Annotated in this window: 18 protein-coding genes; 14 read left to right on the top strand and 4 right to left on the bottom strand. The window is 70.2% G+C overall.

The genetic code is table 11. The features are described 5' to 3' along the window. The first annotated feature begins 277 nt into the window (after positions 1-277). Genes QFW80_RS11325 through QFW80_RS11305 form a run of 5 tightly spaced genes read left to right on the top strand, consistent with a single transcriptional unit; the run spans position 278 to position 5615 of the window. Positions 278-904 (top strand): 2-dehydro-3-deoxy-6-phosphogalactonate aldolase, encoded by a 627-nt coding sequence (locus QFW80_RS11325; RefSeq protein WP_280602068.1) that lies wholly within the window; start codon positions 278-280, stop codon positions 902-904. Then, complete coding sequence (gene dgoD, locus QFW80_RS11320; protein ID WP_280602067.1) at positions 901-2052, top strand: galactonate dehydratase; 1152 nt, start codon at positions 901-903, stop codon at positions 2050-2052. The genes QFW80_RS11325 and dgoD overlap by 4 nt, the downstream gene beginning before the upstream one ends. A 4-nt stretch (positions 2053-2056) precedes the next feature. Further along, positions 2057-2968 (top strand): SMP-30/gluconolactonase/LRE family protein, encoded by a 912-nt coding sequence (locus tag QFW80_RS11315; RefSeq protein ID WP_280602066.1) that lies wholly within the window; start codon positions 2057-2059, stop codon positions 2966-2968. Continuing rightward, entirely contained in the window at positions 2965-3900 is a 936-nt protein-coding gene (locus QFW80_RS11310; protein WP_280602065.1) for a 2-dehydro-3-deoxygalactonokinase, read from the top strand. The genes QFW80_RS11315 and QFW80_RS11310 overlap by 4 nt, the downstream gene beginning before the upstream one ends. Positions 3901-3905: 5 nt before the next feature. Beyond that, a complete protein-coding gene (locus QFW80_RS11305; protein WP_280602064.1) occupies positions 3906-5615 on the top strand; it encodes a glycoside hydrolase family 43 protein in 1710 nt (569 codons plus the stop codon). A 153-nt stretch (positions 5616-5768) separates the two neighbouring features. Here QFW80_RS11305 and QFW80_RS11300 read toward each other — a convergent pair whose 3' ends face one another. Then, positions 5769-7451 carry an electron transfer flavoprotein-ubiquinone oxidoreductase gene (locus QFW80_RS11300; RefSeq protein WP_280602063.1) on the bottom strand — a complete coding sequence of 561 codons (1683 nt, stop codon included), beginning with the start codon at positions 7449-7451 and terminating at the stop codon, positions 5769-5771. A 244-nt stretch (positions 7452-7695) separates the two neighbouring features. On the opposite strand from QFW80_RS11300, the gene queD reads away from it, so the two are divergent. The 3 genes from queD (at position 7696) to QFW80_RS11285 (ending at position 9563) form a co-directional block, all read left to right on the top strand. Then, positions 7696-8058: a 6-carboxytetrahydropterin synthase QueD gene (queD, locus tag QFW80_RS11295; protein WP_280602062.1), complete on the top strand. Its 363-nt coding sequence runs from the start codon at positions 7696-7698 to the stop codon at positions 8056-8058. A 135-nt stretch (positions 8059-8193) separates the two neighbouring features. Further along, positions 8194-8598, top strand: a complete 405-nt coding sequence (locus tag QFW80_RS11290; RefSeq protein ID WP_280602061.1) for a phasin family protein — start codon at positions 8194-8196, stop codon at positions 8596-8598. A gap of 371 nt (positions 8599-8969) precedes the next feature. After that, on the top strand, positions 8970-9563 hold the full coding sequence (locus QFW80_RS11285) for a hypothetical protein (protein ID WP_280602060.1): 594 nt from the start codon (positions 8970-8972) through the stop codon (positions 9561-9563). 983 nt (positions 9564-10546) lie between these two features. Here the strand turns inward: QFW80_RS11285 and QFW80_RS11280 are convergent. Next, the gene (locus QFW80_RS11280) at positions 10547-12112 is read right to left on the bottom strand and encodes a hypothetical protein (RefSeq protein ID WP_280602059.1); all 1566 of its coding nucleotides are present in this window, start codon (positions 12110-12112) and stop codon (positions 10547-10549) included. A gap of 58 nt (positions 12113-12170) precedes the next feature. Next, positions 12171-15041: a TonB-dependent receptor gene (locus tag QFW80_RS11275; RefSeq protein ID WP_280602058.1), complete on the bottom strand. Its 2871-nt coding sequence runs from the start codon at positions 15039-15041 to the stop codon at positions 12171-12173. Between the two features lie 133 nt (positions 15042-15174). Here QFW80_RS11275 and QFW80_RS11270 point away from each other — a divergent pair, with 133 nt between their 5' ends. Then, the gene (locus QFW80_RS11270) at positions 15175-15954 is read left to right on the top strand and encodes a DeoR/GlpR family DNA-binding transcription regulator (RefSeq protein ID WP_280602057.1); all 780 of its coding nucleotides are present in this window, start codon (positions 15175-15177) and stop codon (positions 15952-15954) included. 19 nt (positions 15955-15973) lie between these two features. Here QFW80_RS11270 and QFW80_RS11265 read toward each other — a convergent pair whose 3' ends face one another. After that, positions 15974-17092 carry an amidohydrolase family protein gene (locus QFW80_RS11265; protein ID WP_280602056.1) on the bottom strand — a complete coding sequence of 373 codons (1119 nt, stop codon included), beginning with the start codon at positions 17090-17092 and terminating at the stop codon, positions 15974-15976. Positions 17093-17204: 112 nt separating this feature from the next. On the opposite strand from QFW80_RS11265, the gene QFW80_RS11260 reads away from it, so the two are divergent. The 5 genes from QFW80_RS11260 to QFW80_RS11240 are packed head-to-tail and all read left to right on the top strand — an operon-like array spanning position 17205 to position 23600. Further along, positions 17205-19298 carry a glycoside hydrolase family 36 protein gene (locus tag QFW80_RS11260; protein ID WP_280602055.1) on the top strand — a complete coding sequence of 698 codons (2094 nt, stop codon included), beginning with the start codon at positions 17205-17207 and terminating at the stop codon, positions 19296-19298. Further along, the gene (locus tag QFW80_RS11255) at positions 19295-20203 is read left to right on the top strand and encodes an EamA family transporter (protein ID WP_280602054.1); all 909 of its coding nucleotides are present in this window, start codon (positions 19295-19297) and stop codon (positions 20201-20203) included. The genes QFW80_RS11260 and QFW80_RS11255 overlap by 4 nt, the downstream gene beginning before the upstream one ends. Before the next feature lie 16 nt (positions 20204-20219). After that, complete coding sequence (locus QFW80_RS11250; protein WP_280602053.1) at positions 20220-21512, top strand: D-tagatose-bisphosphate aldolase, class II, non-catalytic subunit; 1293 nt, start codon at positions 20220-20222, stop codon at positions 21510-21512. Beyond that, positions 21499-22662 carry an SIS domain-containing protein gene (locus QFW80_RS11245; RefSeq protein WP_280602052.1) on the top strand — a complete coding sequence of 388 codons (1164 nt, stop codon included), beginning with the start codon at positions 21499-21501 and terminating at the stop codon, positions 22660-22662. Before QFW80_RS11250 ends, QFW80_RS11245 begins: the two co-directional genes overlap by 14 nt. Beyond that, a complete protein-coding gene (locus QFW80_RS11240) occupies positions 22662-23600 on the top strand; it encodes an N-acetylglucosamine kinase (RefSeq protein ID WP_280602051.1) in 939 nt (312 codons plus the stop codon). Before QFW80_RS11245 ends, QFW80_RS11240 begins: the two co-directional genes overlap by 1 nt. Positions 23601-23739 lie beyond the last annotated feature (139 nt).

Below are 23739 nucleotides of genomic sequence, written 5' to 3'. Positions count from 1 at the left end.
GCGCTCTCCCGCTGCATCATCTATTCGTTGGCAGAATAGCGTACGACTAAAATTTCATTTGTCGTACATACCGCCCCACGCGAGGCTATGGCCGCTGTCATCCGGGGCAGCGCCGGCCGTGGTGCCGGGCCGCGGCTCCATCACCGGTCCCGAGGGGGAGGAACACACATGGCGCGATCGCTGCAGGGCGACTCCGACGGCCGCGGCGTGGCGCCGGCCGGGGCGCGCGCGGAGCCGCACCGGCGACCGGACCTGGCGGGCCGAGGCGTCCGCGCGCATGGATGATCCCGCCACGCCGTTCCGCCTGCCCCTGATCGCGATCCTGCGCGGCATCACGCCGGCCGAAGTCGCCGACCACGTCGGCGTGCTGGTCGAGGAAGGCTACGACGCGATCGAGATCCCGACCAACTCGCCGGACTGGGCGCGCAGCGTCGCGCTCGCGGTCGGGGCCTTCGCCGATCGCGCGCGTATCGGCGCCGGGACCCTGCTCGAGCCGGCGCAGGTCGACGCCCTGATCGAGGCCGGCGGCACGCTGGGCGTCACTCCGAACGTCCGCCCGGCGGTGATCCGCCACGCGGTCGCGCGCGGGCTGCCGCTGGTTTCCGGCGTCGCCACCCCCAGCGAGGCCTTCGACGCGCTCGAAGCCGGCGCGCCGATGCTCAAGCTGTTCCCCGCCGCCGTGTACGGGCCGGCCATGGTGCGCGCGCTGCGCAGCGTGCTGCCGCCACCGGTGCCGCTGTTCGCGGTCGGCGGCATCACCCCCGACACCCTGCCCGTGTACCTGTCCGCCGGCTGCCAGGGCGTGGGCATCGGCGGCGAACTGTATCGCGCAGGACAGACCGCGGAGCACACGCGCACGCAGGCGCAGCGGTTCCGCGACGCATGGATGGGCCACACCGCATGAAGATCACCCGGCTGACCACCTGGCAGGCCGCGCCGCGCTGGCTGTTCCTGCGCATCGACACCGACGAAGGCGTCAGCGGCTGGGGCGAGCCGGTGATCGAGGGCCGCGCGGCGACCGTCGAGGCGGCGGTGCAGGAACTCGGCGACTACCTGGTCGGGCGCGATCCTTCGCGCATCAACGACCTGTGGCAGGTGCTGTACCGCGGCGGCTTCTACCGCGGCGGCGCGATCCTGATGAGCGCGATCGCCGGCATTGACCAGGCGCTGTGGGACATCAAGGGCAAGGCCCTGGGCGTGCCGGTGTACCAGCTGCTCGGCGGCCTGGTGCGCGACCGCATGAAGACCTACCGCTGGGTCGGCGGCGACCGCCCGGCCGACATCGTGGCGCAGATGCAGGCGCACCACGCCGCAGGCTTCGACACCTTCAAGTTCAACGGCACCGAGGAGTTGCGGCTGATCGACAGCCCGCGCGCGGTGGACGCCGCGGTGGCGAAAGTGGCCGCGGTGCGCGAGGCGGTGGGCGACGCGATCGACTTCGGCATCGACTTCCACGGCCGCGTGAGCGCGCCGATGGCGCGCGTGCTGCTGCGCGAACTGGCGCCGTTCAAGCCGCTGTTCGTCGAGGAACCGGTGCTGCCCGAACAGTGGGAGTACTACCGCCCGCTGTCGGACGCCACCTCGATCCCGCTGGCCGCGGGCGAGCGCATGTACTCGCGTGCCGAGTTCAAGCCGGTGCTGGCCGCCGGCGGCCTGGCACTGCTGCAGCCCGACCTGTCGCACGCCGGCGGCATCACCGAATGCGTCAAGATCGCGGCAATGGCCGAAGCGCACGACGTCGGCCTCGCCCCGCACTGTCCGCTGGGCCCGGTGGCGCTCGCCGCCTGCCTGCAGGTGGACTTCGTCAGCTGGAACGCGATGCTGCAGGAACAGAGCATCGGCATCCACTACAACGAAGGAGCGGACCTGCTCGACTACGTGCTCAACAAGGACGACTTCCGATGCGACGAAACCGGCAGCATCGCCGCCCTGCCCGGCCCGGGCCTGGGCGTGGAGATCGACGTGGAACGGCTGGAACGCGCCGCGCAGGAGCCGCCGCGCTGGCGCAACCCGCTGTGGCGGCACGCGGACGGCAGCGTGGCGGAGTGGTGAGGCGATGAGCGCCGCGTCCGCGTCGACCGCCGCCCTGGCCATCGACAGCCGCTGCCAGCTGGGCGAGGGCATCGTCTGGGACGACCGCGCGCAGTGCCTGTACTGGACCGACATCCTCTCGCGCCGGCTGTGGCGCCACAGTCCCGCCAGCGGCGCCACCGATGCGTGGGACGTGCCCGAAGCGCTCGGCTGCCTGGCGTTGTGCGACGACGGCCGGCTGCTGCTGGCGCTGGCCAAGTCGATCCGCATCGCCGAACCGCCGGTCGCGGGCCGGCCGCTCGCGCTGCGTACGCTGGCGCCGCTGGAGGTCGCGCTCGGCGCATCCACGCGCAGCAACGACGGCCGCTGCGATCGCAATGGCCATTTCGTGTTCGGCACCAAGGACGAAACCGGCGCGACGCCGCCGCTGGGCCGCTTCTACCAGTTCTCCACCGCGCACGGGCTGCGCGAGCTGCCGCTGCCGCCAGCCACGGTGCCGAACTCGCTGTGCTTCTCGCCCGACGGCCTCACCCTGTACTGGTGCGATTCGGTGCAGCCGCGCATCTGGTGCGGCGACTACGACGCGCAGCGCGCGCAGGTGACCGGCGCGCGCGTGTTCGCCGAAGTCGAGGGCGACAAGGCGCCGGACGGCTCGACGGTGGATGCCGCCGGCGGGCTGTGGAACGCGCAGTGGGATGCCGGCCGCGTGGTGCGCTACGCGCCCGACGGCACGGTCGACCGCGTGGTCGCGATTCCCGCCGGGCGTCCGTCGTGCTGCACGCTCGGCGGCGCGGCGCTGGACACGCTGTACGTGACCACCGCGCGCGAGGAGCTTGACGCGGACGCACTCGAGCGTACGCCCGAGGCCGGCGGCGTGTTCGCATTGACGCTCGCCCCCGACGCCGGCCTGCCCGAAGCGCGGCTGCGCACCGCATGATCGCCGCCGACTGGGGCAGCACCCACCTGCGCCTGTACCGGGTTGACGGCGACGGCATGGTGCGCGAGCGGCGTCGCAGCGACCAGGGCACGCAGGCCAGCCGCGGTCGCCACGGCGAGGTCCTGGCCGAGGCGCTCGCCGGCTGGGATGACGACACCGTGCTGTTGTGCGGCATGGTCGGCGCGCGCGGCGGCTGGCACGAGATGCCGTATCTCGACTGCCCGGCCGGGCTGGACGACATCGCCGGACAGCTGCAGCGCATCCATCCGCCCGGGTTCGAGCAGCGCGCGCTGTGGCTGGTGCCCGGGCTGCGCGACACGGTGTCGGACATGGTGCCCGACGCGATGCGCGGCGAGGAGACCCAGCTGGCGGCCCTGCTCGACGTGCTGCCCGGCGGCGTGCACCGCGTGTGCCTGCCCGGCACCCACAGCAAGTGGGTGACGATCCACGACGGCCGCATCCAGCGCATCCATACCGCGATGACGGGCGAGGTGTACGCGCTGCTGCGCACCCACAGCCTGCTCGGCGCGCTGATGGCGGCCGACGACGGACGCTTCGACGGCTACGCCTTCGACGCCGGCCTGCGCCGCAGCGGCGATCCGGGCGGCCTGCTGCACCACCTGTTCGGCGTGCGCACCACCGGGCTGTCGGGACAGTTCGGCGAAAGCGCGCTGCCCTCGTACCTGTCGGGCCTGCTGATCGGGCACGAGCTGCGCGGCGGGGCGCTGTCGCAGGAAGGCCCACGCCCGGCGCAGGTGCATCTGGTCGGCAGCGAACGCCTGCTCGCCGCGTATGCGCGTGCGCTCACCACGCTCGAGATCGGGGTGCAGCGCCATCCCGAGGACCTTGCCGCGCGCGGCTTGCATGCGCTGTGGCGGCGCCGCTCCGCCAACCTCGCAGTCGCGCCGCCGGCCGCCCTCGCCACGGACTGACCGCGATGCAACGACACGCCGCCGCCCTCTGTACCCTGCTCGTTCTGCTGCTGGCCATCGGCGGCGCCTGCGCCGGCGAAGCGCGCTTCATCCGCGTCGACTACCAGGGCGACGACGGCGGCCCCGCCCCCGGCGCGACGCAGTATGCGAACCCCGTGCTCGCCGGCTTCTACCCGGACCCCTCCGCCATCCGGGTCGGCGACGATTACTACCTGGTCACCTCCAGCTTCGGGTATTTCCCCGGGCTGCCCGTCTTCCACAGCACCGACCTGGTGTCGTGGCGGCAGATCGGCAACGCCATCGACCGCGTCGACCAGATGCCCTACGGCGACGGCGAAGCGCTGAGCCGCGGCCTGTTCGCCGCGACCATCAGCCATTTCGATGGCACGTTCTACATCGCCAACACCTGCTTCTACTGCCCCGGCCGCGGCATGGGCAATTTCGTCATCACCGCACGCGATCCGGCGGGGCCGTGGTCGGATCCGGCGTGGCTGGATCTCGACGGCATCGACCCCTCGCTGTTCTGCGACGACGACGGCCGCGCCTGGCTGGTCAACAACGGCGTGCCCGACGGCCCGATGCGCTACGACGGGCACCGCGCGATCTTCATCCAGCAGTTCGATGCGAAGACGCTGTCGCTGGTGGGCCCGCGGCTGCAGCTGGTGGACGCCGGCGTCGACCCGGCCAGCAACCCCGAGCATGTGGAAGGCCCGCACGTGTTCAAGCACGACGGCTGGTACTACCTGACCGCGGCCGAAGGCGGCACCGGCGAGCAGCACGCGCAGATGATCTGGCGCAGCCGCGAGGTGACCGGCCCGTACGAGGCGTGGACGGGCAACCCGACGCTGACCCAGCGCGATCTCGATCCGGCGCGCCCCGACCCGGTCACCTCGACCGGCCACGCGCAGTTCGTGCGCGCTCAGGACGACACGTGGTGGGCGGTATTCCTCGCCACCCGCCCGTACCGCGGCAACCAGTACAACCTCGGCCGCGAGACCTTCCTGCTGCCGGTGCGGTGGCAGGACGGCTGGCCGGTGATCCTGCCGCGCGGCGAAGCGGTCCCGGCGCTGTCGGCGCGTCCGGCACTGCCGCCCGGCGATGCGCCCAGGCGCCCGAACGGCGGACCGATGGCATGGACGGAATCCTTCGACGGCGCGGCGCTGCCGGCGCAGTGGGTGCTGCTCGATCCGCCCGCGCAGCCCTGGTTCGCCACCGGCGCCGGTGGGTTGCGCATCACGCCCTCGCCCACGCCGCTCGGCCTGCACGGCACGGGCGCGGCCCTGTCGTCGTACGTCGGACACCGGCTGCAGCACCACCGCGCCACGTTCTCCACCACGCTCGACCCGGGCGCACTCGAGGCCGGCGAGCTCGCGGGGCTCGCCCTGCTGCAGAACGAATCCGCGCATATGGTCGCCGCGCTCGAACGCAGCGCGGACGGCGCGGCGCTGGTGCTGCTGCAGCGCGCCGGCGAGGACGACCCCGCCGCCGGCCGCGAACGTGCGCGCGTCGCGCTGCCCGAGATGCCCGCGCAGGCGACGCTCCGGTTCCGGCTCGCCGCGCCGCGGCTGGAGGTCGACTACGCGCTCGACGGCGGCGACTGGCAGCCGCTTGCCACCGACCTCGACGCCAGCCTGCTGAGCGTCGACACCGCCGGCGGCTTCATCGGCAACACCTTCGGCCCATATGCCGTGAGGCTCGGACACGCCGGCAACTAGCTCGTGGCGAGGGTGGCGTAGCAGAGTCTTCGTGCGGACCGGCCTTCCTTCCTCGGTGAAACGGGGAAGGGAGGGAAGACGCGCGTGGTATGAGGTTCGCCGCGTGCGCCTGTGCTTCTCCGCCACGCGGAAGAACGGCCGCAGGCCCGATCCCTACATCCCCGCGTAGTTCGGACCGCCGCCGCCCTGCGGGGCGACCCAGACGATGTTCTGGGTGGGGTCCTTGATGTCGCAGGTCTTGCAGTGCACGCAGTTGGCGAAGTTGATCTGCAGGCGCTCGTTGCCGGCTTCGCCGACGAACTCGTACACCGCCGCCGGGCAGTAGCGCGCCTCGGGGCCGGCGTACTGTTTCAGGTTCACCTCCACCGGCACCGACGCATCCTTCAGCGTGAGGTGGCTGGGCTGGTTCTCGTCGTGGTGGGTGCTGGACAGGAACACCGAGCTCAGGCGGTCGAAGGTGAGCACGCCGTCGGGCTTGGGGTACGTGATCTTCGCGTGCTGCGCGGCCGGCTCCAGGCAGGCGTGGTCGGGCGTGTCGCGGTGCAGGGTCCACGGCGGGTTGCGGATGCCCAGGCGCGGCAGCAGCCACTGCTCGATGCCGGTCATCAGCGTCGCCAGCGTGCGGCCCTTCTTGAACCACTGCTTGAAGTTCTTCGACTGCTGCAGCTCGCCGTGCAGCCAGCTGGACTCGAACGCCTCCGGATACGCCGACAGTTCGTCCTGCGCGCGGCCTTCGCCCAGCGCGGCGAACGCGGCCTCGGCGGCGAGCATGCCGGTCTTGAGCGCGGCGTGGCTGCCCTTGATCCGGCTGGCGTTGAGCGTGCCTGCCTCGCAGCCGACCAGTGCGCCGCCGGGGAACACCAGCTTCGGCAGCGACAGCAGGCCGCCGGCGGTGATCGCGCGCGCGCCATAGCCGATGCGCTTGCCGCCTTCGAGGTGCTTGCGGATCGACGGGTGCGTCTTCCAGCGCTGGAATTCCTCGAACGGGCTCAGGTAGGGGTTGCGATAGTCCAGTCCGACCACGAAGCCGACCGCGATCTTGCCGTCCTCGGCGTGGTACAGGAACGAGCCACCGTAGGTGTCGTCGGGCAGCGGCCAGCCGGCGGTGTGCACCACCAGGCCCGGCTGGTGCTTCGCCGGATCGGCCTGCCACAGCTCCTTGATGCCGATGCCGTAGCTCTGCGGGTCGCGGCCCTGGTCGAGGCCGAAGCGTTCGATCAGGCGGCGGCCGAGATGGCCGCGCGAGCCTTCGGCGAAGATCGTGTACTTCGCATGCAGTTCCATGCCGAGCTGGAATTCGGCGGTGGGGTCGCCATCCTTGCCCAGGCCCAGGTTGCCGGTGGCCACGCCGCGTACCGCGCCGCCTTCGGCGTAGAGCACCTCGTCGGCGGCGAAGCCGGGGAAGATCTCCACGCCCAGGCTTTCGGCCTGGGCGCTGAGCCAGCGCGTCACCGCGCCCAGCGACACCACGAAGTTGCCGTGGTTGCGGAAGCAGTCCGGCAGCAGGAAGGCGGGCGTGGACTTCGCGCCGGTGTCGTCGAGGAACAGGAACTCGTCGTGCGTCACCGCCTGCTTCAGCGGCGCGCCGCGCGACTCCCAGTCCGGGAACAGCTCGGCCAGTGCGCGCGGATCCATGATCGCGCCCGAGAGGATGTGCGCGCCGGGCTCGGAGCCCTTCTCCAGCACGCACACCGACACCTCGCGCCCGTGCTCGGCGGCCAGCTGCTTCAGGCGGATCGCCGTCGCCAGCCCGCCCGGGCCCGCGCCCACCACCACCACGTCGTACTCCATCGACTCGCGGGGTCCGTAGGTGCTCAGCAGGTCTTGGGGCGTCATCGGCTTTGCTCCTCGCGGGGGCATGGCGGTGGTGTGGAACGGCATCCGGCGCGCATCGCGCGGCCCTGGTACCGGGCCGCAATCGTAACGTACGCCCGCGCATCGCCCGCGTGAGTCATCGGGGGACGCGCCGCCAGAACGGCGCGCACGCGATCGGGGACCCTTGCACCGCCGCTACGCATCTGGCGCCCAGGTGGATGCGACCGCCGTTGCCGGCTCCCGTCGATGAGCGGAGAATCCCGCGATGGACATCTTCAAGAGCTTCACCCTGGAAGCCGCGCACCGGCTGCCCAACGTGCCGCTCGGGCACAAGTGCGCGCGCCTGCACGGCCACTCGTTCCGGGTGGAGCTGCACGTGAGCGGCGAACCCGGCGCGGACACCGGCTGGGTCATGGACTTCGCCGACATCAAGGCCGCCTTCCGCCCGCTGTACGACCAGCTCGACCACCACTACCTCAACGACGTGCCCGGCCTGGAGAACCCGACCAGCGAGCGCCTGGCGATCTGGATCTGGGACCGGCTGCGCCCGGCGCTGCCCCTGCTCAGCGCAGTGGTGGTCCACGAAACCTGCACCTCGGGCTGCCGTTACACCGGCCCTGACGCGTAAGTGTCTGATTTATCAAGCCTCCTGAACAGGGCGGCCGCCCACGGCCGAAATATGTTGCATCGCAACAAAAGGCCAGGTATGGTGCACCGCACAACCCGGCAATTCCGTGCCGGCCACTGATCGCAGGAGATCACCATGAACTACCAGTACAACGAGCAGTTCGCCGCCGCGACGCGTCAGTTCGCCGACACCGCCGCGCGCATCAACCAGCTTGCCCTCGAGAACGCCCACAAGGTCTTCGGCCTGAACATGGCGACCCTCGAAGAGAACGCCGAAGCCACCTTCGCGTTCTTCGGCGCCGCGGCCGACGTGCGCGACTTCGACGGCATGAAGACCCTGTTCCCGAAGGGCGTGCAGATCGCCCGCGAGAACGTCGAGCGCACCATCAGCGCCGGCCAGGAAGTGTTCGGCTCGACCGTCAAGACCAACGAGGCGATCGCCGAGCTCGCCAAGTCGCAGCTCGAGTCCGCCACCGTCAAGGCCCAGGCCGAAGCGGAGAAGGTCGTGGCTTCGGCCACCAAGACGGCCAAGCGTCGCTGATCCAGTAGTCCCCAAGCCGTCGCCGCCGCCCCTTCGGCGCGTCGACGCAAGAACCCGGCAGCGCAGGCTGCCGGGTTTTTTTGTGCCTGATCGTCACGACCTGCAGCCGGCGCTCCGAAAGATCAGGCGAGAGCGCGCATCGCGAGGCGCGCCTAGATCTGACGGGATATCCGGCACTTTCGACTGGATAAGAGTTATCACCTCGGATCCGCGGCTCGCCCGTCGACGCCAAGGCCGCAGCAGCCGGCCCGAAGGGATTGGAAGTCCTTGACGGATGCGCTGCTAGAAGCGTTTGACCGGCGTCGGGCGAGGCTGAATACTCCTCGCTACACCCCGGTTCCGGGGTCTAATTAGTGTTAGGCCGCGCAGGCATGTCCACCAGTATTGGTAAGCGAATTCAGCGAATCTACGCATCGCTCGGCACGGTCGTAGAGACCGACATACAGTCGACTGTTAAGTACGTGCAGGAAGGCACTACCGGCCGCATGACCTTCGATAAGGACATGTCACCTGAAGAGATCGAGAACAACGCGCATTCGGCCATCGCATTGCTCGCTAATCTACCAGATCATCTGAAGCGGTGGCTTAGAGAGCATAAGCAGAGCACCGCTCCTCTTGAGCAGTTTACTCAAGCCTGCTTTGAGCTCAAGGTACTAAAGGACCTGGCCAATACAGAAAAGCATGGAGGCTTTGATCGCAACGGCGGTCACTCCGGCCTGTTTCCAACGCTGCACAATGTCCACCGAGGCATGCGCCTGGAGCCCAAGGCTGGCGGCAGCAAGGCGACAATCCAGATTAAATTTCCTGAAGGAATTATCACCCACCTCGATGGTGAGCCACTTCAGGTCGTGATAGACGCAGACGTGCGGGATTCTGCTGGCAACGTCGTGGGCAAGCTCACTACCCTCCTTGAGTCTGCCCTCACCCAATTTGAGGGCTTGTGCCGTCAAATCGGCGCGGCCTAACAATTCGTCCAAGCCGACGCCGCTTCGCGGCGCGGCTTAACTCAGGTGTTAGGCGGCATGGACACTACGAGTCGGGCCACAGTTCTAGTCACTCGTTCCTGGATAGCCGCGTTCGGCGTCAGTGCCGCGGCATTGCCGCTCGGGCTCTTCGCACTTGGCGCGGCAATCGTATCGGCTACGCTAAGTGCACGCGAGTGGCTTGTGGTATGCGTCTTCTTTGCGTCGTCCGCATCTTGCGTGCTTCTGTACACCTTGCGGGACAGGTTCTGTTCCCTCCCACGTCCCGCGCAACACACTTCCACTTATGCGCTTGTTGTTCTCGTGATCGTTGGCTACGTGCTTGTGCTGTTCAATGTGCAGCGTGCCGCCTAACAATTCATTCAAGCCGAAACCGCTTCGCGGGTCGGCTTGACTCAGGCTTCAGTTCCGTTGCATTGGGTGGCGCGGGCTCGGTTCACCTGGAGGCCATCGTCATCTGCGAAAGCGCCGATCCGCGCGGCATGCCGCAAGGGCTAGGCATCCGCGCGAGTTCCAAGCGATACTGGCTCCTGCCCGCTCAACACGCTCGGAACGCAGGTGCAATGACTGGCCGAAAGCACGAGCCTGCATATTCGCTTTTCGCCCTCGGGTTGCTCAGCTGGGCGGTGTGGATCTTCTTTCTTGTGACAGGTATCGCGTCCATTACAGGGCGACGTCGACGTGTAGCCAGCGTCGTCGTTGTACACGTCGCGGACGATCCGCTCCGTTTCATTATGATCGTGTCGTTTCCGTTCCTGCTCGGGTGTGTGCTGGTCTACCATGGCCTCGGCCTTGGCCGATCCAAGGACTGATTCGGTGGCAATCGCGTGAGGCGGCGAATGGCCGCCCAGAGCGAACGCCGAATAGTCGAGAAGCCATCATCCCCGGAGTGCGACGAGCAAATCCCTCCGCTGGTCGGACAGTCCCGCCACCGATCATCCGCACGCCGTCCGGTACGACGCTAGCTACTGCAGCGCCGCCTCGAACTGGATCCGCTGACCCGGCACGAGTCGGTCGCTCTCGATGCTCACCTGCAGCGCGTCGCGCGCGTGGGCTCCCGGGCAGGTCTCGAAATCGCGTGTCGCGCCCGGCAGAACACCCCTGAGCGAGGCGGCCGCCCGATGGCCGTTCGCGGCGGGCCAGGCGTCGTGGTAAATGGGAGCGACGCCATCGTTGCGCACGGTCAGGCGCACGCATTGGCCGTTGCTCTCGAGCCGGGTGATGCGGAAGGCGTAGCCGGTGGCCATGGAGGCCTGTCGGATGCGGGCGCGCGGCTGGTAGCGCGGCTGGTCGTTGCCGATGATGTAGCTGATGCGGTACTGGGCGGCGAAGGATTCGAAGCTGCGGCCGTGCGGGCCGTTGGGCAGGTCGAGCACGTGGGCCTGGTCGTATTCGCTGTAGTAGCTGAACTCGCCGCCGGCGGGGCCGTCGTGATGGCGCGCGTCGCCGAAGAAGCGCCAGGCGGCGCGGTTGTACTCGCTGTCGCTTTCCGAGTGGCGCTCGTGCATGAAGGAGTCGTCGAACAGGCCGAAGCGCAGGGTGCGCAGCGACGGCACGGACGGGAACGGCGAGTAGACCTCGCTCGCGGCATCGATCGACACCGACCATGGCGTCTGCGCGAAGCGCGCGCCGAGGTGTTCGAGGGCCTCGCGCTGGAAGGCCTTGGACGGGAACGTCTGCCCCAGCGTCAGCGGCCCGTCCCACAGGTGATACTCGGCGTAGGAACCGAAGCCCACCTGCACGAAGGCCAGGCGCGGGTCGCGGTCGTAGCGCTGCGCGAAACGGCTGTAGAAGTCCAGCACGAACTGCCGCAGCCGCTGCGAGCGCCAGTCGGGGATGAAGGTGCGCCGGCCCTCGACGGTGTGGAAGGCGGTGACGTGGTCCGGGCCGTCGGCGATGTCGGCCGGGATCGAGATCTCCGTGCGGCCGGGATAGGTGTCGTGGAAGCGCAGGATCATCTGGTGCCCGCGCGCGGCCGCGGCGGCCAGGCGCGTGTCGACGGCGGACCAGTCGAAGACGTTCGAGGTCGGGCTCACGTCGCGGTAGCGCAGGTAGGCGAACTCCAGCTGCACGTCGTCGCCCAGCGCGGCCAGGCCGGACGCGTTGTCGCTCCACAGCACGATGCCGGTCATCGGCTGCACGGCGTCGATGCGCGACTGCAGCGGCACCGGTTCGAACGCGGCCGCCGCACGCCGGTGGCGATGGCCGCGTCCGCCGGTGACGCGCGGCGCCGCCTGCGCTCCGGCGGGCACCGAGGGCGCTGCGGAGGGCACGATCGGGACGGAGGGCGCAGTGGTCCAGCTGGCGACCACCGGCGCGGCCGCGACGCGTCGCGGCGCCGCCGCCCCCACATGACGCAACGCTGTCGGAGATGCGATGCGCCGGGAGGCGGTCGTCCCGAACCACCCGTCGGCGATCGCCCGCAGCTCCACCCACCGCTCCGCACTGCGCGGCACCGCCTGCGACGCACCGCCGCAGGCCAGTCCCACGACCAGCGGAACCACGCCCGCCACGATCTTCCATCCCCGCATCGCCTCGACTCCCTGTCCGATGGAACGGCCGGCCACGCGGGCCGGCCGGGTGGCGCCGTCAGAAGCGGTAGCTCAGCCCCAGGGTGAGCGAACGCCCGTAGCGATAGTAGCCCTGCGACAGCAGCGGATTGCCGTTGATGCTGTAGGTGTTCTCCTCGTCGAGCAGGTTGCTGCCCTCCAGCGACACGGTGAAGTCGTCGTTGACGTTGTAGGAGACGTGCGCGGTGAGCCAGGTGATCGGATCCGCCTGCTCGTTGTAGCCGCCCCCCAGCACGTTGATCGCGGTGACGAAACCGTCGGTGTGGTCGGCGGTCGCGCCGGCGGACCACGCGCCCTTCTCGTACATCACGCCCAGCGAGTACACCGACGGCGCGATGCCTTCCAGCGGGCGCTCCTCGTCGGCCACCCAGCTCTTCGACCAGTTGCGCGTGTACTGGGCGCGGAAGCCGAAGCCGTTGTCCCAGAAGTGCTGCAGGCCGGCCTCGAAGCCGCGCACCTTGGCGTAGTCGCCGTTGATCGGGCGCATCACGTTGAACAGGGTCGGTCCGTCGGTGATGGGGTTGCCGTCGGTGTCGACGATCGGCCCCACGCCGATGTCCTGGCCCGGCTCCCAGCTGGTGGTGATCTGGTTCTCGATGCGCTTGTGGAACACGGCGAAGTTGGCGATCGAGTTCTCGGAGAAGTACCACTCCAGCGACACGTCGCCCTGGCGCGCGGTGTAGGGCTTGAGCTCGGCGTTGCCGCCGTAGATCTGGGTGAACTCGCCCCAGGACACGCTTTCGGTGGTGTTGGTGGGCGCCAGCTGGCTCACCGCCGGGCGGGCCATGGTCTTGGCCGCGCCCAGGCGCAGCTGCAGCTCGTCGGTGAAGTGCCAGGTGAAGTTGGCGGTCGGCAGGGCGTACGTGTACTCGGCCTCCTGGTACACCGAGCTCGGCTCGTCGTACACCGCGGAGTAGTTGAACGCCCCGAACTCGACGATGCTCAGGATCTTCGCGTCCCAGGCCTGGGCGGTGGTCTGGGTCTTGACCAGGCGCAGGCCGGCGTTGCCCTCCCAGCGGTCGCCGGCGAGGTCGAGTTCGATATAGGCCGCGTTGGTCTTCTCGCTCACGCGGTAGCTCTGCAGCGGGTTCCACACCGGCGCGGCCGCGGCGTAGTCGTAGGTGCCGCCGCCGGGACGCGGATTGCCGTCGTAGGCCCGCAGCGCGGCGATGTAGCCCGGCACGTCGAAGCCCAGGAACGAGCGCGGGAACACCGACGACACGCCGCTCATGAAGTTGGGCAGGTTGAAGGTGTCCGACAGCACGCTGCCGCCGAGGTCGCCCACGTTGATCGCGTTGCCGCTGGAGTAGTAGTCGGCGCCGCCGTTGAGCGCGTTGTTGACCAGGTCGCGCGCCTTGCGGCGGTCGGTGCGGTTGAAGCCGAACTTCAGCCGTTCGATCCCGAGCTCGCCGACGTACAGCTCGCCGGCCACCGAGCCGCCGTTGATGCGGTCGTCGATGTTGTCGCCGGCCAGCGAGAAGTAGTGGGTGTTGAAATCGCTGGGGCCGAATTCGCCGTTGGCCAGGCCGTCGATCAGGTTGCGCCCGTCGTCGAAGTCCGCGTCGACGTTGGGGATGCCCCCGTCGAGCCAGATGCGGGCGGTGTTCGGCCGCGCCATGCGCAGCACCACGTACGAGTCCTGGCCGCCGGAATAGCGGCTGGAGGTCGAGCGGTACAGGTCGGCGGTGACGGTGAAGTCGTCGTTGACCTTCCACTCGCCGTTGACGCCGTACAGGTCGGTATCGACCACGCGGTACTCGGTCTGGTTCAGCAGTTCGGGGTTTAGCCGCAGTTCCGGATCCGGATTGTCCATGGTGAAGTCGGTGACGATGCCGTTGTCGATCGTCATGTTCGACCAGCGGCCCGGCGCGAACAGCGGGTAGTACGACTGCTGGTAGCCCACCTGCGGCGAGTCCAGGCGCGTCTTCAGCCCGTCGACCGAGATCTTCACGCTGTCGCTCGGCCGCCACTCGAGTTTCGCCGAGAACGCCTTGCGCTTCTTCTCCTCCAGGATCGAGCCGATGCGGAACTGGCCCGGGCCGATCAGGCCGTATTCCTCCTCGTCCAGCACGCCGTTGCCGTTGGGGTCGATGTGCCCGCCCCAGGTGTTGCCCCACAGCCAGCTCTCGTCGGTGGGGTCTGCGTTGCGGCTCCAGCCGCCGTCGTTGCCGGCCACGTCGGTGCGGTCCTTGCGGCGCCCGTAGACCACGCCCAGCAGCACGCCGAAGGTGTCGTCGGCGAAGGTGTTGCTGTAGGCGGCCGAGAGCTTGCCGCCGTTCTGCTCGGACATCAGGTTGCGGTCGCCCTCCAGCCGCACCACGCCATGCTGGCCGGCCTGGTCGAACGGGCTGGCCGAGCGCAGGTTGATCAGGCCGCCGATCGCGCCCTCGGTGAGCGAGGCCTGCGCGCCTTTGATCACGTCGGCGCCGCTGATCACGTCCGCGGGCAGCACGTCGTAGGCGAAATCGCGCCCGGCGCCGTCGGTGGCGAGGATGCGTCCGTTGAAGGTGGTGAGCGTGTACTCCGGCCCGAGGCCGCGCACGCTCACCTTCTGGCCTTCGCCGCCGGCGGTGCGCGAGATCGACACGCCGGTGATGTGGCTGAGCGAATCGGCCACGTTGTCGTCCGGGAACTTGCCCAGCTCCAGCGCGCTGATCGAGTCCTGCACGGTCGAGGATTCGCGCTTGAGTTCGGTGGCGCGCGCGAGGCTGCCGCGCACGCCGGTGACGATCACGGTGTCGAGCGATTCGATCGACTCCGCGGCGGGCTGGCCGGCCTGAGGATCGGCGGTGGTGTCGGCCCCGGCCTGCTGGGCGAAGGCCGCGGACGGCAGCAGGGCCAGGGCGATACTGCAGAAAAGCGTCTTTCGGTGCAGGCGGGCGGGTGTCACGGCGGCTCTCTCCTCGGGCGTTGGGCGGCAAGGCTTAACGAAACGAAACCGAGCCTATCTCATGTTTCGTTTTGCATCAATAGCGAAATTTAACGAAATGTCGCATACTCGGGCGTCACAAGGAAAGGACCCCATGGCCGCCACCCGCGACACCAGCCAGCGACGCCTGCAGATCAGCGAACTCGTGCGCCAGCACGGCAGCGTGCAGGTGACCGCGCTGGCGCGGCGGTTCGGCGTCAGCATGCAGACCGTGCGCAAGGACCTGCGCTACCTCGCCGAACGCGGGGTGATGGCGCGCGCCTACGGCGGCGCGATCGACAGCCACGTGGTCGGCGGCACCCTGGCCGAGCCGCCTTACGAGGCCAAGCGCACCGCGCACCTGGACGAGAAGCGGCGCATCGGCCAGCGCGCGGCCGCCCTGGTCAAGGCCGGCGACACCATCGCCATCGATTCGGGTACCACCGCGATCCAGCTGGCCGAGGCGCTGCCCAACATCGAGGTGACCGTGGTCACCAACGATTTCGGCGTGCTCACCGCGCTCACGCCCAAGACCAACCTGCGCCTGGTGATGCTGGGCGGCGAGCTGCGGCGCAAGAACATGGCCTTCTACGGCGGGCTCACGGTCGAGGCGCTCGACGCGCTGCACGTGGACCGCCTGTTCCTGGGCGTGGACGGCTTCGACCTCGAACGCGGAATCACCACGCACTACGAGCCCGAGGCGATGCTCAACCGCAAGATGGTCGAGGCCGCGCGGCACGTGGTGGCGATCACCGACAGTTCGAAGTTCGGCACCGTGTGCCTGCACCGCATCATCCCGGTGCGCGAGCTCGACGTGCTGATCACCGACACCGGCGCGCCGGAGGAGATCCGCGCCGCCAGCCAGCAGCTCGGGTTCGAACTGCTGCTGGCCTGAGGCCGGCGCGCGCATCGACTCAGCGGCCGTCGCGCAGGAACACGCGGCGCGCGTTGGCGAAGTAGATCCTGTCGATCACATCGCGCGGCAGCGCCAGGCCGGGCACGTCGGCGTCGATCATGTCCACGCGCTGGGATTCGCCGGTGGCGAGGTAGCGCCAGTCGGAGGTCCACGTCTCGTGCGCGCTGCGCGCGAACTCGGCCGGTTCCGCATCCGGACCCTGGGTGAGGTCGGTGCCGTAGAGGATCCGGTCCTGGTAGCGGATGAAGAAGCGGCGCACGCGTTCGCGGTCGCGCACCGACTGGTATTGCACCTGGCTCATGCGCGCGGCGAGGTCGACGCTGGCGTTGGGGAACCGGTCGAGGAACGCGCCCACGCGGTCGACGTCGTATTCGAGGCTGGCCATGTGCGCGCCGACGAAGCGCAACTGCGGGTGCGCGGCCACGAAGCGGTCGCGCACCGCCATGTGGTCCTCGTACGAGGGCTCGTCCGGATGCAGGTACATGTGGTACTGCGGATGGTTGGCGAAGTACTCGCGGTCGTTGTCGGTGGTCATCTGCTCCAGCGGCAGCCAGCAGTTGTGCGGCTCGCCCTGGTGGCCGATCAGGGCCAAGCCGCGCGCGCGCACGTGTTCGGCCACCGGCGCCAGCGCGGGATGGTCGAGCATGACCAGGCGCCCGTGCGCATCCTTTTCGATCATGCCGACGTTCTTCCAGATCTTGACCGCCAGCGCGCCCTCATTGGCCGCGGCGTCGATCGCCTGCCCGACCGAACTGCGCCACTGCGGCGTGCCGAAGCCGTCCATCGAGAACGTGGCGGCCCAGTGCAGGCGCGCGGGATCGGCCTTCGCCAGCGCCAGCGCCGCGGTGCGCTGGTCGGCGATCGACGGGAACACCGGATAGTCGACGTTGATCGTCAGCAGTTCGAAGTTGTCGACCGCGGCCTGGTCGAGGAAGGCGTGCTGGGAGGTGTTGGCGTGCACGTGCGCGTCGAACTTCGCCACGCGGGCGAAATCGGCCATGGTGTAGGTCGCGTCCGGCACGGGCGCGCCGGCCATGGCGGGGGTGGTGGCGACCGGCGCACAGGCGGTCGCGAGCGCCAGCACGGCGCCGAGGCAGGCAAGGGTTCGGGCGTGCATCGCGGGCTCCATGGGAATGTAACGAAACTTATATACAACATATCGCAACAAAAATGTTGCATCACTCGAAGCCGTCGCGCAGAATGCCCCCGCACTCCTTCGGAACCGTCCCATGACCCCGATCGGACGCCGCACCGTCCTCAAGCTGGCCGCCGGCACCGTCGCGCTGGCCGCGCTCCCCTCTGTGTCCGCCGCGCGTGCCGGGTCCTCCCGGCCGGCACGCGCGGTGGCGCACGACGACCACCTGTCGATCCGCTTCGACGCGCGCATGCATACCGCGATCGAGCGCGGCGGCACCGCGATGACCGGCTTCCAGCCCAGCGAAGTGCTGCTGCTGGCCGATGGCAGCGAACTGCAGGACTTCGCCTTCGTCGACGAGCACATCGAACCGCTGGACGACGCGCGCCATGGCAGCGGACGGCGCCATGTCCTGCGCGGCCGCTCGGCCGGCGGGATCGAGAAGACCGTCGACCTGACCTTCTACGCACGCTATCCCGGCCTGGCGATCCTGGCCACCACCTGGCGCAACGGCGGCGACGCCCCGGTGGAGCTGGCCGGCTGGCGCAACGCAGCGCACGAGCTCGACGATGCGCCCGGGGGCTTCTGGAGCTTCTCCGGCGCCACCCATACCGACCGGCGCGACTGGGTGCAGCCGGTGGACGCCGACTTCAACCAGCGCAACACCCTGGCGATGGATTCGTCCGACTACGGTGGCGGCACCCCGGTGGCCGACCTGTGGCGCCGCGATGGCGGCCTGGCCGTGGGCCATGTCGAGGCGGTGCCGCGGCTGCTGGACATGCCGGTGCGCAAGACCGCGCGCGGCGCCAGCATCGCGCTTGAAAGCGCGCAGCCGGCCACGCTGCCGCCGGGCGGCACGCTGACGACCGAACGCACGCTGCTGTGCGTGCACAGCGGCGATTTCTACGCCCCGCTCGAACTCTACCGCGGCCTGCTGGGCGACCAGGGCATCGCCGCGCGCGAGGTGCCGGCGTCCACCTTCGCGCCGATCTGGTGCGCCTGGGGCTACGAGCGCGACTTCACCACCGAGCAGGTGCTGGCGACCCTGCCCAAGGCGCGCGAACTCGGGTTCGAGTGGGCGGTGCTGGACGACGGCTGGCAGACCAACGAGGGCGACTGGGCGATCGACCTGCGCAAGTTCCCGCGCGGCGACGCCGACATGCGCGCCTTCACCGATGCGGTGCGCGCCCAGGGCCTGCGCCCACGGCTGTGGCTGGCGCCGCTGGCGGCCGACCCCGGCAGCGACGTGCTGCACCAGCACCCGGACATGCTGCTGCTCGACGAGTACGGCGGTTTCCAGAAGGTGACGTGGTGGAACGCGCTCACCCAGTGCCCCGCCTACGGCAAGACCATCGACTACTACGTCGCGTTCGTGAAGAAGGCGATCGGCGAATGGGGCTTCGAGGGCCTGAAGCTCGACGGCCAGCACCTCAACGCGGTCGCGCCCTGCCATAACCCCGCGCACAACCACGCGCACCCGGCCGAGTCGTGCGAGAAGATGCCCGACTTCTGGAACGCCATCCACGCCGCCGCGCGCGCGGCCAATCCCGAGGCGGTGGTGGAACTGTGCCCCTGCGGCACCGCGTTCGCGTTCCACAACCTGCCGGCGACCGACCAGTTCCCCTCGTCCGATCCGCTCTCGTCGTGGCAGGTGCGGCACAAGGGCAAGACCGTCAAGGCGCTGATGGGGCGCGGCAGCAGCTACGCCGGCGACCACGTCGAACTCAGCACCGGCGGCCAGGATTTCGCCAGCAGCGTCGGCATCGGCGCGGTGATCTCGACCAAGTTCACCTGGCCGCGCGACACCGACCGCCCCAACCCCGGCCCGCTGCCGCCCGGCGGCTTCGTGCTGACGCCGGAGAAGGAAGCGCTGTGGCGCAAGTGGGTGGACCTGTACAAGGCGCACATGCTGCCGAAGGGCGAATACCGCGGCGCGCTGTACGACATCGGCTTCGACAGGCCCGAGGCGCACGCAATCGCGAAGGATGGCGCGATGTACTACGCCTTCTACGCCGACGACTGGAGCGGTGCGGTCGAACTGCGCGGACTGTCGCGCGGCCGCTGGCGCGTGCGCGACCTGTTCAACGCGCGCGACCTGGGCGTGGTGGACGCGGGCGCGGCGCGCCTCGATGCGCGCTTCGAAGGCTTCCTGCTGCTGCAGGCCACGCCCGAGGGCGGCGCGGCATGAGCGCCGGCTCGCAGCGTGCCCGCCCGTGGCTGGCCTACGCGCTGGTGACGGTCGTCCTGTGGGGCGCCTGGGGCGCGCTTGCGGGGCTGTCGGCCGAGCGCGGCTTCCCCGACACGCTGGTGTACTGCGTGTGGGCGCTGACGATGATTCCGCCGGCGCTGTTCGTGCTGGGGCGCGCGGGCTGGGCGCTGGACCGCAGCCCGCGCGCGATCGGGTTCGGCATGGCCATCGGCCTGCTCGGCGCGGGCGGGCAGATGATCCTGTTCAAGGCACTGACCACCGGGCCGGCATACTTCATCTTCCCGATCATCTCGCTCTCGCCGGTGGTCACCATCGCGCTGTCGATGCTGCTGCTGCGCGAACGCACCGGCAGGCTGGGCGCGGCCGGCATCGTGCTGGCGCTGGTGGCGCTGCCGATGCTGGACCTGTCGTTCGGCGACGGCGATGCGCAGGGCCTTGGCTGGTTCCCGCTGGCGCTGCTGATCATGGCGGCCTGGGGAGTGCAGGCCTACTTCATGAAGCTCGCCAACGACAGCGTGAGCGCCGAGAGCATCTTCTTCTACATGATGGCCGGCGCGCTGCTGCTGGTGCCCGTGGCCTGGACGATGACCGATCTCAGCCAGCCGGTGAACCTGGGCCTCGACGGCCCGTGGATGACCGCGGCGATCCAGATCCTCAACGCCGTCGGCGCGCTGACGCTGGTGTACGCCTTCCGCTACGGCAAGGCGATCGTGGTGGCACCGCTGACCAATGCCGGCGCGCCGCTGGTGACCGCGGTGCTGTCGCTGCTGTTCGCCGGCGTGGTGCCGGGGCCGCTGAAGATGGTCGGCCTGGCGCTGGCGCTGGTCGCCTCGCTGCTGCTGGTGATGGAACCCGAGCGCGCACCCGCCGCGCCCCGCCCCTGACACGGAACCGCACGCCATGCGCGTCATGCTCGACCTGATCCAGCGCCATCGCGGCGGCGACGCCTGCGGCATCGCCTCGGTGTGCTCGGCCCATCCACTGGTGATCGAAGCGGCGCTGCGCCATGCGCAGCGCGTGGACGCGCCGGTGGCGCTGTTCGAGGCGACCTGCAACCAGGTCAACCAGGACGGCGGCTATACCGGCATGACGCCGGCGGACTTCGTGCGCTTCGTGCACGGCATCGCCGACGCGGTCGGCGTGGACCACGCGCGCATCGCGCTCGGCGGCGACCACCTGGGCCCGAACCCGTGGACCGCGCTCGGCGCGGATGCGGCGATGGACAAGGCCGAGACGATGGTCGCGGCCTACGTGGCCGCCGGCTTCCGCAAGATCCACCTGGACTGCTCGATGGCCTGCGAGGGCGATCCGGTGCCGCTGCCGGAGGCGACCATCGTCGCCCGCGCGGTACGCCTGTGCCGCGCGGCCGAGGCCGCGCACGCGGCGGCCGGCGGCGAACCGCTGGTGTACGTGATCGGCACCGAGGTGCCGGTGCCGGGCGGCGCGACCGAGGCCATCGAAGGCCTCTCCGTGACCACGCCCGACGCGGCGCTGGCGACCATCGACGCCCACCGCGCCGCCTTCGCCGCGGCCGGCCTGGACGACGCCTGGCGCCGGGTGATCGCCTCGGTGGTGCAGCCGGGCGTGGAGTTCGACCACCACGAGGTGATCGACTACCGGCCCAAGGCCGCGCGCGCCCTGAGCGAGGCGGTGCTGGCGGTACCGGGCATGGTGTTCGAGGCGCATTCGACCGACTACCAGACCCAGGACGCACTCGCCACGCTGGTGCGCGACCACTTCGCGATCCTGAAAGTGGGCCCGGGGCTCACGTTCGCCCTGCGCGAGGCGCTGTGGGCGCTGGACGCGATCGAGCGCGAGACCGTCGCGCCGGAAGATCGCGCCAACCTGCGCGAGGTCGCGCTGGCGCGCATGCACGCGCAGCCGGGCCACTGGCAGCGCTATTACCACGCCACCGGCACGCAGCTGGAACGCGACCTCTCGTACAGCCTGAGCGACCGCATCCGCTACTACTGGCCCGACCCCCGGATCGAACAGGCGCGCGAGCGGCTGTTCGCCAACCTGCGCGCACAGCCGCCGTCGATCGCCCTGCTCGGCCAGTACCTGCCGCACGCCCTGCGCGCCCTGCGCGAGGGCCGCGCCGACGCCGATCCCCATTCCCTCGCCATGGCGCATGTCGCCACCGTCCTGGACGACTACCACCGTGCCTGCCATCCCCACCATGACTCCCGTTGACCTGCTGCTCGGCATCCCGGAACCGGAGCTCGACGCCTCCGGCGCGCTGTGGACCGCGCGCGAGATCGTGCAGCAGCCGCGCATGCTCGAGCGCACCCACACCCTGCTGGCCGCGATGCGCGAGCGGATCGAGGCCTTCGTCGCGCCGCTCGCCGGCGACGCGTCGGCGCGGGTGATCCTCACCGGCGCCGGCACCTCGGCCTACATCGGCGAATGCCTGGCCGCGGTGCTCGACCGCCAGCTCGCCGCGCGCGTGGACGCGGTGCCGACCACCGACCTGGTCAGCTGCCCGCGCCTGCACCTGGACCCGGCGCAGCCGCTGCTGCTGGTCTCCTTCGGCCGCTCCGGCAACAGCCCCGAGAGCCTGGCCGCGGTGCAGCTGGCCGAATCCCTGGTGCGCGACGTGCGCCACCTGGTGGTGACCTGCAATGCCGAGGGCGCACTGGCGCGGATCAGCGCGCGCCAGGCGCTGACGCTGACGCTGCCGGAGGAAACCCACGACGCCAGCTTCGCGATGACCTCGAGCTTCAGCTGCATGATGTACGCCACCCTGGCCGCGCTGGGCGGGATTCCCGCGCTGGACGCGCGGGTCGCGCCGATCGCCGACGCCACCGCCGCGGTCATCGTGCAGGCGCGGCCGATGCTGCAGGAACTGGCGCTGCGCGGCTTCGACCGCGTGGTGTACCTGGGCAGTGGCCCGTTCCAGGGCCTGGCGCGCGAGGCCTGCCTCAAGCTGGGCGAACTGAGCAATGGCGCGGTGGCGACCTGCTTCGACACGCCGCTCGGCTTCCGCCACGGGCCCAAGACCTTCGTCACCGGCAATACGCTGGTGGTGGTGTTCGTGTCCAATGACCCGATGACCCGCGCCTACGACCACGACCTGGTGGACGAGCTGCGCCGCGACGGCTGCGCCGCGCGCGTGATCGAGGTGGGCGCGCAGCCGCGCACGCCCGGCGCGCGCGACACGCTGGCGGTGCCCGGCCTGGCCACGGCCGCCGACGTCGACCTGCTGTGGCCGTACATCGCGGTCGCGCAGGTCTACGCCTTCCTCGCCTCGCGCGCGCTGGGCCTGTCGCCCGACAATCCCAACCGCCAGGGCACGGTGAACCGCGTCGTGCAGGGCGTGCGCATCCACCCACTGGCCGACTGATGGCGGGCGACTGCTACCTGGGCGTCGACGGCGGCGGCACCAAGACCCGCGTCGCCGTGGTCGACGCCAGCGGCGGCCTGCTGGGCGAGGCCCGGGTCGGCACCACCTACCATCCCCAGGTCGGCCTCGACGGCGTGCGGGCGGCGCTGGGCGAAGGCATCGACGCGGCGCTCGCGCGCGCCGGGCGCTCCCGCGCCGCGATCGACCACGCGTTCTTCGGCCTGCCCGCCTACGGCGAGGACAGCCGGGTCACGCCGCTGCTCGACGCGCTGCCGCGCGACCTGCTCGGCCACGAGCGCTACACCTGCGACAACGACATGGTCTGCGGCTGGGCCGGTTCGTTCGACTGCGGCGACGGCATCAACATCGTCGCCGGCACCGGATCGATCGGCTACGGCCAGCGCGCGGGCGCATCGGCGCGCTGCGGCGGCTGGGGCGAGGCGTTCTCGGACGAAGGCTCGGCGTACTGGATCGCGGTGCAGGGGCTCAACGCGTTCTCGCGCATGAGCGACGGCCGGCTGCCGCGCGGCCCGCTGCACGCGCTGCTGCGCGAACGGCTCGCACTGCGGCAGGACCTGGACCTGTGCGCGCACGTGTACGGCGAGCACGCGCTGGCGCGCGGCGCGCTGGCGCAGCTCTCGCCGCTGGTCGCCGAGGCCGCCGGGCTGGGCGACGCCACCGCCGCGAGCATCTTCCGGGTCGCCGGCGAAGAGCTGGCGCGCATCGCCGATGCGCTGCGCCGCACGCTCGCGTTCGACGACGGCGAAGCGGTGCCGGTGTCCTACTCGGGCGGCGCCTTCAGCGCCGGCGAACTGCTGCTGGCGCCATTCACCGAGGCGCTGCACGCGGCCTGCCCGCGCTTCGACCTGCGCGCGCCGCTGCATCCGCCGCACCTGGGTGCGGCCTTCTACGCCATGCACCTGGCGCGCCAAGGCTGAGTCGCCCGGGTCGCGCGTGACGGCGCGGCCCGCTCGTCGCGCCATCGCCCGGCATGGGCCGCGCACCCGTCGCTCCACGCGCGCGCGGCCACGCGGCCGCCACGCATCGATGCGCGTGGCGGCTCCGCCACGCGCCTGA

The organism is Luteimonas rhizosphaericola (genome assembly GCF_029888045.1).
GTDB classification, from domain to species: domain Bacteria; phylum Pseudomonadota; class Gammaproteobacteria; order Xanthomonadales; family Xanthomonadaceae; genus Luteimonas; species Luteimonas rhizosphaericola.
Note: the sequence above shows the minus strand (reverse complement) of the source record. Positions and strands in the feature narration are given on the sequence as shown.

Coding starts and splice junctions, on each gene's coding strand:
- QFW80_RS11315 (WP_280602066.1), top strand. CDS start 2,057: ATGAGCGCCGCGTCCGCGTCGACCGCCGCCCTGGCCATCGACAGCCGC.
- QFW80_RS11265 (WP_280602056.1), bottom strand. CDS start 17,092: ATGCACGCCCGAACCCTTGCCTGCCTCGGCGCCGTGCTGGCGCTCGCG.
- QFW80_RS11260 (WP_280602055.1), top strand. CDS start 17,205: ATGACCCCGATCGGACGCCGCACCGTCCTCAAGCTGGCCGCCGGCACC.
- QFW80_RS11310 (WP_280602065.1), top strand. CDS start 2,965: ATGATCGCCGCCGACTGGGGCAGCACCCACCTGCGCCTGTACCGGGTT.
- QFW80_RS11250 (WP_280602053.1), top strand. CDS start 20,220: ATGCGCGTCATGCTCGACCTGATCCAGCGCCATCGCGGCGGCGACGCC.
- QFW80_RS11245 (WP_280602052.1), top strand. CDS start 21,499: ATGACTCCCGTTGACCTGCTGCTCGGCATCCCGGAACCGGAGCTCGAC.
- QFW80_RS11300 (WP_280602063.1), bottom strand. CDS start 7,451: ATGACGCCCCAAGACCTGCTGAGCACCTACGGACCCCGCGAGTCGATG.
- dgoD (WP_280602067.1), top strand. CDS start 901: ATGAAGATCACCCGGCTGACCACCTGGCAGGCCGCGCCGCGCTGGCTG.
- QFW80_RS11280 (WP_280602059.1), bottom strand. CDS start 12,112: ATGCGGGGATGGAAGATCGTGGCGGGCGTGGTTCCGCTGGTCGTGGGA.
- QFW80_RS11240 (WP_280602051.1), top strand. CDS start 22,662: ATGGCGGGCGACTGCTACCTGGGCGTCGACGGCGGCGGCACCAAGACC.
- QFW80_RS11305 (WP_280602064.1), top strand. CDS start 3,906: ATGCAACGACACGCCGCCGCCCTCTGTACCCTGCTCGTTCTGCTGCTG.
- QFW80_RS11270 (WP_280602057.1), top strand. CDS start 15,175: ATGGCCGCCACCCGCGACACCAGCCAGCGACGCCTGCAGATCAGCGAA.
- QFW80_RS11285 (WP_280602060.1), top strand. CDS start 8,970: ATGTCCACCAGTATTGGTAAGCGAATTCAGCGAATCTACGCATCGCTC.
- queD (WP_280602062.1), top strand. CDS start 7,696: ATGGACATCTTCAAGAGCTTCACCCTGGAAGCCGCGCACCGGCTGCCC.
- QFW80_RS11290 (WP_280602061.1), top strand. CDS start 8,194: ATGAACTACCAGTACAACGAGCAGTTCGCCGCCGCGACGCGTCAGTTC.
- QFW80_RS11325 (WP_280602068.1), top strand. CDS start 278: ATGGATGATCCCGCCACGCCGTTCCGCCTGCCCCTGATCGCGATCCTG.
- QFW80_RS11255 (WP_280602054.1), top strand. CDS start 19,295: ATGAGCGCCGGCTCGCAGCGTGCCCGCCCGTGGCTGGCCTACGCGCTG.